General features: G+C 53.9%; 10 protein-coding genes. 8 read left to right on the forward strand and 2 right to left on the reverse strand.

What is annotated here, in order from left to right; genetic code table 11:
* Positions 1-40 precede the first annotated feature (40 nt).
* On the forward strand, positions 41-2,020 hold the full coding sequence (locus Enr10x_RS03385; protein WP_145448130.1) for an FG-GAP repeat domain-containing protein: 1,980 nt from the start codon (positions 41-43) through the stop codon (positions 2,018-2,020).
* Between the two features lie 28 nt (positions 2,021-2,048).
* Positions 2,049-2,615 (forward strand): DUF1802 family protein, encoded by a 567-nt coding sequence (locus tag Enr10x_RS03390; RefSeq protein ID WP_197996377.1) that lies wholly within the window; start codon positions 2,049-2,051, stop codon positions 2,613-2,615.
* Between the two features lie 78 nt (positions 2,616-2,693).
* On the opposite strand, the gene Enr10x_RS03395 is transcribed toward Enr10x_RS03390, so the two are convergent.
* Both Enr10x_RS03395 and Enr10x_RS03400 read right to left on the reverse strand, forming a co-directional pair.
* Complete coding sequence (locus Enr10x_RS03395) at positions 2,694-4,013, reverse strand: nucleotide sugar dehydrogenase (protein ID WP_145104032.1); 1,320 nt, start codon at positions 4,011-4,013, stop codon at positions 2,694-2,696.
* A 254-nt stretch (positions 4,014-4,267) separates the two neighbouring features.
* A complete protein-coding gene (locus Enr10x_RS03400) occupies positions 4,268-6,358 on the reverse strand; it encodes a M3 family metallopeptidase (protein ID WP_145448131.1) in 2,091 nt (696 codons plus the stop codon).
* Positions 6,359-6,578: 220 nt separating this feature from the next.
* On the opposite strand from Enr10x_RS03400, the gene Enr10x_RS03405 reads away from it, so the two are divergent.
* The 6 genes from Enr10x_RS03405 (at position 6,579) to Enr10x_RS03430 (ending at position 12,142) form a co-directional block, all read left to right on the forward strand.
* Complete coding sequence (locus Enr10x_RS03405; RefSeq protein WP_145448132.1) at positions 6,579-7,598, forward strand: DUF7379 domain-containing protein; 1,020 nt, start codon at positions 6,579-6,581, stop codon at positions 7,596-7,598.
* Between the two features lie 79 nt (positions 7,599-7,677).
* Positions 7,678-8,097 (forward strand): hypothetical protein, encoded by a 420-nt coding sequence (locus tag Enr10x_RS03410; RefSeq protein ID WP_145448133.1) that lies wholly within the window; start codon positions 7,678-7,680, stop codon positions 8,095-8,097.
* Positions 8,098-8,131: 34 nt separating this feature from the next.
* Positions 8,132-9,202: a lysylphosphatidylglycerol synthase transmembrane domain-containing protein gene (locus Enr10x_RS03415; protein ID WP_145448134.1), complete on the forward strand. Its 1,071-nt coding sequence runs from the start codon at positions 8,132-8,134 to the stop codon at positions 9,200-9,202.
* A 42-nt stretch (positions 9,203-9,244) separates the two neighbouring features.
* The gene (locus tag Enr10x_RS03420; RefSeq protein ID WP_197997624.1) at positions 9,245-10,210 is read left to right on the forward strand and encodes a glycosyltransferase family 2 protein; all 966 of its coding nucleotides are present in this window, start codon (positions 9,245-9,247) and stop codon (positions 10,208-10,210) included.
* Between the two features lie 83 nt (positions 10,211-10,293).
* Entirely contained in the window at positions 10,294-11,688 is a 1,395-nt protein-coding gene (locus Enr10x_RS03425; RefSeq protein ID WP_145448136.1) for an MBL fold metallo-hydrolase RNA specificity domain-containing protein, read from the forward strand.
* A 7-nt stretch (positions 11,689-11,695) separates the two neighbouring features.
* Positions 11,696-12,142 (forward strand): ASCH domain-containing protein, encoded by a 447-nt coding sequence (locus Enr10x_RS03430; protein WP_197997466.1) that lies wholly within the window; start codon positions 11,696-11,698, stop codon positions 12,140-12,142.
* Positions 12,143-12,154 lie beyond the last annotated feature (12 nt).

Consider the following 12,154-nt stretch of genomic DNA (forward strand, 5'->3'; position numbering starts at 1 on the left):
GGGAACGATACTTCTCATTCCGATTTAGGAAATTCCACTTATGCTCGCTCAATACCTGCTCCGTACGTCCTGTTATCTCTGTCTGTTCTGTTTGACCTTATCTGCCTCCCCTGCCAGCAGGGCTGCCGAACTCGAACAGCTGACTTACCATCATCCGCAGCTGGAGGTGGATCTGGGAGTCGGATTGTGGGCTTGGCCGCTGCCGATGGATTATGACGGAGACGGGGATCTGGATCTGCTCGTTTCCTGCCCAGATAAACCCTCGAACGGAACCTATTTTTTCGAAAATAAATCGAATGGTAAAGATCCCATGCCGGTCTTTGAACCCGGTGTGCGGCTGGGGAAAGGCTACCATAATACGTGTCTTTCCTATGTGAATGGGACTCCACGGGTGCTGGTTGCCGGGAAGGAAGTCCTTGATTTTAAACAGAATGGTTTTGATCAACTGACCCCGTTGCCCGTCAATCGGGATGTGCACGGCAGCAAAGTCAGGGCCAACCAGTGGTATTACGTGGATTATGATGGAGACGGGGATCAGGATCTGGTCGTCGGTGTCGGGGACTGGAGCGATTATGGCTGGGACGATGCTTATAATCAGCTCGGAAAATGGACCAACGGACCGCTGCGAGGGTATGTCTATGTCCTGACTAATAATGGCACTGATGCCAAACCGGAGTATGCGAAACCGGCTCGCATTAAAGTGGGCGAGAACGATCTGGAAGTCTTTGGCTGGCCTTCGCCGAACTTTGCCGACTTTGATCAGGACGGTGACCTGGATCTGATCTGTGGCGAATTCCTGGATCAACTGACCTACTTTGAAAATACTGGCTCGCGTACACAGCCGCGCTATGCACTGGGCCGCCGGTTGGCCAGCAACGGTCATCCGATTCAGATGGATCTGCAGATGATCGTTCCCAAGGCGATTGACTGGGATCAGGACGGAGATATCGATCTGATTGTCGGCGATGAAGACGGACGCGTGGCTTTCATCGAAAATACCGGTGAACTGATTGGCGGGGTTCCTCAATTTCTGCCGCCCCGCTATTTCCGACAGAAAGCAGCCGGCGTCAAGTTTGGTGCCCTGGCGACTCCATATGCTTACGACTGGGACGGCGACGGCGACGAAGATCTGATCTGCGGAAATACAGCCGGTTACATTGGACTGATTGAAAATCTGGCTGGCCATCCCAGCTCACCCCGACTGGCTGCTCCCCGTTATCTGGAAGCAGAAGGGCAACCGATTCGTATTCAAGCCGGTCCTAATGGTTCCATTCAGGGACCCTGCGAAGCGAAATGGGGGTACACGACTCTGACTGTCGCTGACTGGAATCAGGACTGTCTGCCTGACCTGCTGGTCAACTCCATCTGGGGCGAAGTGCTCTGGTTCCAGAATATTGGAACACGGACTGAGCCGCGCCTGTCACGTGCGAAACACATCGAGGTAAAATGGCAGGGCCAAACTCCCAAGCCAGCCTGGAACTGGTGGGACCCTCGAGGCAAGCAGCTGGTAACACAATGGCGGACGACACCGGTTGCAGTAGATTATAATCAGGATGGCCTCATGGATCTGGTGATGCTGGATCACGAAGGATACATTGCGTTTTTTGAAAGAATTTGTGATCAGGGTAAGCTTAAACTGTTACCCGGACAGAGGATTTTTGTCGATGAATCACTCAAGCCGATTCAGTTGAATAAAAGTCGGGCTGGAGGCAGCGGACGCTACAAACTGCACGTGGTCGACTGGGACGGTGATGGTCAACTGGACCTGCTGGTCAACAGCACGAACGCCGATTTCTTTCGCAACATGAAGACCGTGGATGGTAAAGTTGTTCTGAAAAATCAGGGGCCCCTCAGCAAACGCAGGCTGGCCGGTCATACCAGCAGTCCCTGTACGGTTGACTGGGATCGGGACGGATTCCGTGACTTGCTTGTCGGGGCAGAAGATGGCTACCTGTATTGGATGAAAAATCCTAATTCTACCGGAACCTCTCGTTGTGTTCCCTGCAGATATCTTCCATAGTATGGAATTTAAGGACATCGAGGTAAGAATGCTTCACCAGAATCAGACAGCATTCAAAGACTGGGGGGCAGTCTGTGCTGCTTTAGCGCAGGGACGCCAGTCGCTGATTGTCCGCAAGGGAGGTATCCATGAAGGATGTGAGGGATTCCGCGTGGAGCATCGCGAATTCTGGCTCTTTCCTACCCGCTTTCATCAGGGAGCGGATCAACTACAGCCCGAGCAGGTCGACCTGTTGCAGGAACCGTATGCACAGGAGCCCGCTGAGAACAAAATCAGACTGGGCCTGTATGCTGTTGTGGAAGAGGTTTATGAACTGAAAGAGGAACTGCAGCTGGCAGGCCTGAGTAAACTGCAGGTCCTTAACGGGGAAACGCTGGCCCAGCGATTTGCGTATAAACGTCCGGGGTTGTATGTGCTGCTGGTGCGGACTTACCAGTTGCCTCAACCGCTTGAGATTGAGAATGAGACCCATTACGGCGGTTGTCGTTCCTGGGTGGAACTTACTCAGGCTTATCGCACGGAGGGTTTGACGCCGGTACTCTCCGACGAACAGTTTCAACAGCAGAAGCGGGATCTGGCAGAGCGGTTGCACTGAACCAGAACAGTTGGAGTGACAATGAAAACAGCCCGGGTTTTCTTTGCCCGGGCTGTTGATGATTGGTACTGATGTGAATCAGGCCTTGTAGATTTTTTCGCGGCCTTCAGTCACATTCTTCGTGGCGTTGCGTGTATCCAGCACCATTTTGCTGTGCTTTACGATGAAATCGTAGTCGTACGCACTGTGATCGGTGGCGATCAGCACGCAGTCCTGTGACGCCAGGAATTCCGGAGTGATTTCCTGACTTTCCATCGCGGGCACTTCATGGTGCCGCATCTTGGGGAGTTTCGGAATGTGGGGATCGTTGTAGGTAAAGTCCACTCCCCGTTCCATCAGCAGATCGAGCAGGTGGAACGAAGGACTTTCGCGCGGATCGTCGACATCTTTCTTATAGGCGACGCCCAGCATACAGATCTTACTCCCTTTGAGCGGCTTTCCTTTTTCATTCAGAAATTCTGCCAGCCGATCAATCACGTAGCGGGGCATGCGGGTGTTGACTTCACCAGCCAGTTCGATGAAGCGGGTGGTCTGTCCTTCCTTGCGTGCCAGCCAGCTCAGGTAAAACGGATCGATGGGAATACAGTGCCCCCCCAGCCCGGGGCCAGGGTAAAAGGCCTGGAATCCAAAGGGCTTGGTCTTGGCGGCATCGATGACTTCCCAGACATCGATGTCCATGCGGTCGAACAGGGTTTTGAGTTCGTTGACCATCGCGATGTTGACGGCACGGTATGTGTTTTCCAGAATCTTGCAGGCCTCGGCGACTTCAGGAGAAGAGACCTGGATCACATTTACCACGGCGTGGGAGTAGAGCTCTGAGGCAATCCGCAGGCTATTCTCTTCCATTCCGCCCACTACCTTGGGAATACCGGCTGCGGAGAAATCCGGGTTGCCCGGATCTTCACGTTCGGGGCTGTAAGCGAGGTAATAGTCTTCGCCCACTTTCAAACCCGCGTTATCCAGAATCGGGAGCAGTACATCCCGCGTCGTTGTGGGGTAAGTCGTACTTTCCAGGACCACCAGCTGTCCGGGTCGCAGCGTTTCTGCAATGACCTTTGCCGTGTTTTCCACATAGGTCAGGTCCGGGTCGCGACTGGTAGTCAGCGGCGTCGGCACACAGATCAGCAGCGCATCTGCTTCTTTCATCCGGGAGGAGTCTGCGGTTGCTTCAAACTGCTTTTTTTCGAGCCAGCCGGCAACGGTTTCGGAGGGAATGTGTTTAATATAACTTTTGCCGGCCTGCAGTTGATCGACCTTGTTCTGATCAACGTCAAAGCCCATGGTTTTAAAACCAGTGTTCACAAAAGCGTCAATCAGCGGAAGGCCCACGTAGCCTAATCCGATGATACCAATAATTGCGGATTTGTCCTTGATCGCCTGCTCAAGCTGATGTGCCATCTGAATACCGTCCTTGCTTAATTCTGAAATGCAGGTAAGAGTGCAGCTGAATGGGGCGGATCATATCAGTCGAACTTATTTCGTGCAAGCATTTTAGCGGACCGGCAGAAGTGGCCGGTCCGCACGGGGATCGTTTTGATTTCGCAGCAGATGTCCAGCCGGAAAACAGCGGTCTCCGCCTGCAAACCGTTGCAGAAATCACATCAAATATTGCCCGTGGAGCGGTTTTCAGAGCCCCCTCAACGCAACGTGTCCTACAACAGTCCGGAATGACGTAACAATGGTTCAGGGCTGGGTTCGCGGCCCCGGAACTCTTTGAAGAGATCCATCGGATGGCGGCTGCCTCCCATCGCCAGGATCGTATCCCGGAAGCGTCTGCCGGTTTCGGCAACCGCCTGTTCGTCGTCGAGGCCCGCCTCTTCAAAGGCACTGAAGGCGTCTGCACTCAGCACCTCCGCCCACTTGTAGCTGAAGTAACCGGCCGCGTATCCGCCTGCAAAGATATGCTGGAAGGAACAGAGGAAGCGGTCTTCCGGGAGCATGGGCAGAACGGAGGTCGTCTGGCTGACTTCCCGCTGGACGTCGAAGACGGACTCCGCGCCCGCAGGATCAAATTCGCTGTGCAGTTTCAGGTCGACCACGCCAAACTGAATCTGTCGCAGCATCAGTGTGCCTGCCTGGAAATTCCGGGCCGCTTTGATTTTTTCGAACAGTTCATCGGGCAGGGTTTCGCCCGTTTCGTAATGTTTCGCCATGCCGAGCAAAGTCGGTTTGTGGTAACACCAGTTTTCCATGAACTGGCTGGCGAGTTCGACGGCGTCCCATTCCACACCATTGATGCCGGCGGCATCGGCTTCGTCGATGGTAGTCAGCATGTGTTGCAGGCCGTGACCAAATTCGTGGAACAGGGTTTCAACTTCCCGGAAGGTCATCAGCGAAGGCTTGTCGCCTACGGGAGGCGTGGAATTGCAGACCAGATGTGCGACGGGGAGTTGGACTTCCCCATGGACCAGTTTGCGACCCAGGCAGTCGTCCATCCAGGCGCCACCCCGTTTATCAGCCGGGCGGGCATACGGATCGAGATAGAAGCCGGCGATGGTTTTTCCTGCTTCATCCGCGATATGGAAAAACCGCACATCCTTATTCCAGACGGGAACATCTTCTGCTGCTGGTGTGACCGTAATTCCAAAGATGCGGTGTACCAGATCAAACAGACCGTCCAGAACTTTCTCGAGCGAGAAATAGGGCCGCAGTTGTTCGTCGGTATAATTGAATCGTTTTTCACGGAGACGCTCGGACCAGAACGCGAAATCCCATTGAATGATGGGTTCTGTTTCTCCCTGTTCTTTCGCGTATTCCTGCAGATCTGTCAGGTCCTGCTGCCCGTTATCCCAGGAGGAACTCCGTAACTGTTCTTCCATTTCCAGAACCGCTTCAACGCTGGGGGCCATCTTTTCCGCCAGGCTGACTTCCGCATAATTCGCGTAGCCCAGGAGCTTCGCTTTTTCCTGGCGTAATTTCAGGATCTGGGGAATCAGCGGAGTATTGTCATGTTCCCCTTCGGAAGCACGGGTGATAAAGGCACGGTAGACCTGTTCTCTTAAGGTACGGTTACGACAGTGCTGCATGAAGGGGCCAAAGCAGGGGAAGTCCAGCGTGATGCGCCAGGGGCCCGCATCCGGTGTGGCTTCGGTATCGGCGTCTTTGTCATCCCAGCTGTTATAGGACTGCGCTGCCAGTTGTTTGAGGCTGTCGGGGAACCCATCCACATCGTTGCTGTCAGTAATCAGCAGGGTATAGGCTTTGGTGGCATCGAGCACATTGTTCGAGAATTTGGTCGAGAGTTGAGAGAGCTCTGTGGCGATCTCATTGAAACGCGTCAACTCTGCTCCGGAGAGTCCGATGCCGGCCAGTTCTGCAGAGAGGATCCGTTTTTCAATAATCCGTTTCTGGGCGTCATTCAACTGATCCCACGACCCATTGTTCCGGATCGCTTTCATGGCTTCGTAGATGGGCTTGCTCTGTTTGACGCTCAATGAAAATGCGATGATTTCAGGGAGCACACTTTCATAGGCTTCCCGTAACTCGGGAGTGTTTCTGACTCCCAGCAGATGCCCCACCGATCCCCAGGAGCGTTCCCAGGGATAATCGAGTTCTTCCAATGGCTGCATCAGCCCTTCCCACGTGGGTTGCGCGTCTTTTTCAATTTTGCGCAGACCAGCTTCGGACTGTTCCAGCAGGGCTTTGACGGCAGGTTTGATATGCCGGGGTTCAATCTGATCGAAGCGGGGAAGGCCTTCCAGTACCAGAAGCGGGTTGTCTGACAGGGGCTGTTGCTGATCCATAACGTTCTTATGTCCTTCCTTAAGTGTGCTTCGGAGATTCCGATTCGAGGCAAAGGGACTGCCTCGCCTGAAATCGATTCGGTCCGTTCATCATAAAATATCTCAGGTTCGATTGAAAAGGCATTCTATCTATTCGTCAAATCGATACAATGCAATAGAGACAGTTTATAACAGTGCCAGCCGCACTGTAAGGGACTCCCGGATCTGTGGAAATCGAATTATGTTACAGCGATCAGCAGCCTGGACAGTCGTAATATTACTTTCGGTTTATGCGACCGTCTGTCAGGCGCAGCAACTGCCCGACAATCAGGATCTGAATCGACTCTGGAATCACCTTTCTGAGAAAGTACCGGCAATGAAAACGATGGGGGGACGGCAATTCTGGGGTGATGTACAGTTTTATCAGGGTTGGAAAATCCAACATAACGTGATCAGCAAGCATTATCGGCTGCTCGATCCCGCCGACCAGCGGCATGCCAGTGGGACCCTCGAAGAGTGCCAGCAGCGGCTGGAAGAAATTAAGCAGGAAAAACAACTGCCACCAATGCAGGGCCGGGCGGTGATCCTGATCCACGGCATTATTCGCTCTTCCAAATCCTTTGACAAACTGAAGCAGGCCTGCCAGAAGTCAGGCTGGATGCCCGTCCCCTTTGACTATCCCAGCACCCAGCTGACGATTCCGGAAAATGCACTATACCTGGGTCGGGTCATTCAGTCGCTGGAAGGCGTCGAAGAGATCGACCTGGTGGTCCACAGCATGGGCGGGCTGGTCGTGCGATCCTGGCTGGATCAGCAGGAAGAAGCGGATCCCCGTATCAGGAGGATGGTGATGCTGGGTGTCCCCAACCGGGGGGCCGACATGGCCGATCGCTTCCGTTCCAATCTGCTGTTCAAAGTCGTATTCGGGCCAGCGGGTCAGCAGCTGGTGACCGAGGAAAACAGTGATTTTATTGCCAAACTGCCGACGCCCCCGTTCCCATTTGGTGTGATTGCCGGCGGTCGAAATACTCTGAAAGGCTTCAATCCACTGATCCGTGGCGATGATGACGGAACCGTCAGCGTCAGCAGCACGCGGCTGCCAGGGGCCGCCGACTTTATCCTGCTGCCGGTGATGCATTCTTTCATGATGTATGACTCGCGCTCCATTTCACACACGCTCCGGTTCCTGAAAACCGGCAAATTCCGGGAATCTGGTGAAACGCAGCCAATTCCCGCCGTCGAAGCTGCTGCGGTCCCTTAGAATCAGTCGATAAAATCAGACAGAAGGCCCCTTCTGAAAACAGTCAATCCCTGCTTTTCTCTTGCAACAGGTAGAACGGATGGAACGAGACGAACGGCAATTGAAACTGCTTTCCAAAGTCCAGGTCATCTATGGGATCCTTAATGTTTTTGTGACTTACCTGTTTTATGAGTCCATTTTTTTCCTGTTTGATGACTATCGAAAGTCAATGGAACTCTCCAAGCCGGAATTACAGGTGGAGGTGGAGCTGGGATTCGGGCTGATTCTTTTTCTGTTTGGGGTGGCGATTTTATTCTGTATCATTCTGGCTGGTCAGTCGCTGGCACGCTACGAGAGCTATAAATTCTGTATGCTCGTCGCGGTGTTTGAATGTCTGCTGATTCCGATCGGGACTGTTGTCGGTGTCTGGACAATTATTGTCTTACGACGGGAGTCAGTCAGAGCATTGTTCAAGACTCCCCGCCCGCCAGAAACTCCCGCTGATCAATCGACTGCCTGATCTTTCCCGATTCCAGAACGAAACCTCTCAATCGATGTCTTCAGAAACACCACCCGCACCTGAATCCCGTTCCCTGTCGCGGAATATCTGGAAAGGGATCAAATGGGCCCTGCTGGTGCTGGTCCTGTATTTTGTCTGGCAGCAGGGAGCGAAACTCTATCGGGAGCAGGGAGAGGCACTCTCCGGAATGGAAATCAATTCGCTCTGGTTGCTGCTTTCCGGTATTTGCTACATCCTGGCCTGGTTGCCTTCGGTCTGGTTCTGGCGACAGTTACTGCTCAGTTCCGGAGAACCGGTCAGCATCGGACCGGTAGCACGCGCTTATTATTGTGGTCATCTGGGAAAGTACATTCCGGGAAAAGTGACGGTGCTGCTGATCCGGGCGACCCTGCTCAAAGACTTCGGAGTTCGTGTATCGGTCGCGGCACTCACAGCCGCTTATGAAACTCTGGCCGTGATGGGCGTAGGTCTGGTCGTGTTTCTCTCTCTAATCCCGGTTGTACTGAATGCAGAGCAGATTCAGCAGTGGCCCGCCTGGGTGCAGTCCGTGCAGGCCCGTCCCTGGCTGGTGCCCGGTCTGTTTCTGATAGCGGTGTTTGTCTCGCTGCCTTTGTTGTCGCGTTTGTTAAACCTGTTCGCGAAAAAGTTCACGAAGTCGGAAGTCGATGAGTCCGAGGCAGGGCCTCCGGCGGCTTTTTCCTTGAAGTTGCTCTATCTGGGTGTCCTGATGTTTCTGGCCAGCTGGATTCTGCATGGGCTCTGTCTGGGCATGACGCTCGCTTCGATTAACGGGACCGGCCTGCAATGGCAGGAGTGGCCCCGCTGGACCGCTGCGGTCTCGGCAGCGTATGCACTGGGATTTCTGGCGATTTTCGCTCCCGCGGGACTGGGCGTGCGGGAAGGGCTGATCAGTATGATCCTGGCTGGATCTGCACTGATTGGCCCCGTCAATGCGGTCGTAGCCGCCTTACTGATCCGGATCGTCTCATTTGCTAGTGAAATTCTGGCCGCTTTTGTTTTATACTACAGTTTTGGGAAATCGGCTCAGGACCAGGATGACTCTGTTCAGGCTGACGCTGATTCCCAGTCCATCGATTCACAGTGATTTCTGTCTGTTGAGTGAAAGGTCTTCGTCGTGCTCTCTATTATGATTCCGGTATTGAATGAATCGGAAAGTCTGCCACAACTCTACCAGGAGATCTGTGAAACCAGTCAGCAGCATCAGATCGATCTGGAGATCATCTTCATCGACGATGGCTCGAAAGATGCGTCCTGGGAACTGATTTCCCAGTTGGCAAAGCAAGACGATCGTGTCTCCGGGATTCGTTTCCGCCGGAATTTCGCCAAAGCAGCCGCGCTCACAGCAGGGATGCGGGCCGCCCGCGGTTCGGTGATCATGATGATGGACGCCGACCTGCAGGATAATCCGAAAGAGATTCCCCGTTTCCTTGACAAACTGAACGAGGGTTACGATGTCGTCAATGGCTGGAAGGAACGCCGCCTTGATCCCTGGCATAAAGTGTATCCGAGTAAAGTCTTTAACTGGATGATCTGGAAGCTGACGGGCCTCAAACTGCACGACCATAACTGTGGCTTCAAACTCTTTCGCAAAGAGGTCGCCGCGGAGATTCGCATCTATGGTGAACTGCACCGTTTCATTGCCGTCCTCGCTGATGCCCGTGGATTTAAAGTGACCGAAATTCCCGTCCATCATCGCGAGCGACAGCACGGCTATTCCAAGTATGGCATGCGACGTTTCCTCCGCGGGTTTCTCGACCTGCTCACCGTTCGGTTCCTGACCGGCTATGGACAGCGGCCGCAACACATGCTGGGAGCCATCGGGCTGACCTGTCTGTCGCTCGGTTTTCTGGGCTTGGGCTATCTGGGCGTGGTCTGGATTTTAACCAATCTCTTTGGCCTGGGCCTCGGACCGATCGGAAATCGTCCGTTGCTCGCCTATTCCGTCGCTGCAACCATTCTGGGAGCACAGGCCATCAGCCTGGGCTTACTGGCGGAACTGATCGTCGCGTATACCGGACGCCATCAGGATACTTACAGCATCTCCGAGCGGACGGAGACCGCCTCTCAGAACGAGCAGGAGATCATTGTCTGAGCTGTACCATGCATTGTCCTTTCTGTGAAATCCTGTCCGGGCGGGAACGGCTTTCCGCCCTCTGTCTGGAAATGAAATAATACATGAAAATAACGTTCCTCGGTGCCGCCGGTGAAGTGACCGGCAGCCAGCATTTGATCGAGACAGACCAGAGACGGATTTTACTGGACTGTGGCCTGTTTCAGGGACATCGGGCAGAATCGTATCGGAAAAACAGCCACTTTGCCTGCCAGCCTGAATCCCTGGATGCCGTCTTTCTCTCGCATGGTCACATGGACCATTGTGGCAATATTCCCCGGCTGTACAACCAGGGTTTTCGGGGACCCGTCTTCTGCACGTCTGCGACAGCGGACATCGCAGAGATCATGCTCAAGGACAGCGCCCGCATTCAAGACGAAGACGCTCGTTACCTGGCCCGTAAACTGCATGACAAACATCCGCCCATCGAACCCCTCTACGACGAAGAGGATGTGCGGCGGGTCATGAAGCAGTTCGAACGCCTGGATTATCACGAATGGCATGAACTGGGTGATGACCTGAAAGTTCGTCTGCTGGATGCTGGTCATATTCTGGGATCCGCGATCATCGAAATGAAGATTAAGGATCAGGGAGAGTGGCGGCATCTGGTCTTCACCGGTGATCTGGGACGCCGCGATTTACCCCTGCTCAGAGATCCGGAGCCGATCGAAGGCTGTGAGATCCTGATCTCGGAAAGTACCTACGGGAATCGGGTCCACGAAAAAGCGTCGGATATCAAAGAGGAACTGCATCAGATCCTCGATGAAGCCTATCGCGTGGAAGGGCGGGTGATCATTCCCGCTTTCAGCCTGGGACGCACACAGCAGATCATTTACTATCTGAACGACCTGTATAACGAAAACCGTCTGCCCCACATGCCGATTTTTGTCGACAGCCCCCTCTCCACGCGGCTGGTTTCCGTCTACCGCCATCATCTTCAGGATATGGATCAGGACGTGAGTGAGGTCATGCAGGAGGATAAGGATCCCTTCGGCTTCTCACTGCTGGATTATGTCTCGACCCGGCAGCAGAGTATCGAGCTCAATAAACGCGAAGGGGCTTTCGTCGTCATTGCGGGGAGCGGGATGTGTGAAAATGGTCGCATCCGCCATCACCTGAAGAACGGCCTCGAACATGTGGAAAATACGGTGGTCCTGATGGGTTACCAGGCAGAGAATACGTTGGGCCGCCGCTTGCAGCAGCGCGATCCCAAAGTGAAAATCTTCGATCGTTATTACCACGTCAAAGCCAAGGTGGTTCAGCTGAGTGGACTCTCAGGCCATGCGGACGTCGAAGACTTTAAGTGGTGGTATGAAACGTCCGCGAAACGGGGGAACATCGGCCAGGTCTTCCTGGTGCATGGCGAGCCGGAATCCGCGGCTGCTCTGGCCGCGTTGATTCGAGATGAGTGTGACGAGGAACCGATTATCCCGCAATACAAGCAGTCTTTTGAAGTCTAGGTCAACGATGGCAAAACGGATCAAACATCCCGACAAGAGTCTTCCCGCTCTGGGAATTCGACAACCCTGGGCGGAGCTCATCATGCGTGGGAGCAAAACCATCGAACTCCGTTCCAGCCAGACAAAGATCCGCGGGCCGATCTACATTTACGCCTCGAAAAATCTGGCGAAAACACCACACGCCATCCAGGCGGCCGAAGACATGGAGATCGAGACAGAAACGCTGCCAACAGGCGTCCTGATCGGCACCGTCGAAATCGTTGATTCCTTCCCGGCGACTGAAGAGCATGTTGATGCCTCAGGTGTACCAGCTGCTCTGCTGAAAGGAAAGTTCGGCTGGAAACTGGCCAATCCCAGGCGGATCAAATCACCCCTCGTACCCGAATATCTGCCCTACGGCGTCTGGTTTTATCCCTATCTTCGTAAACAGACCGGGACCCGCCAGAAACAGTAACCTGCGCTTGAG

The sequence above is a fragment of the Gimesia panareensis genome (assembly GCF_007748155.1).
GTDB lineage: Bacteria > Planctomycetota > Planctomycetia > Planctomycetales > Planctomycetaceae > Gimesia > Gimesia panareensis.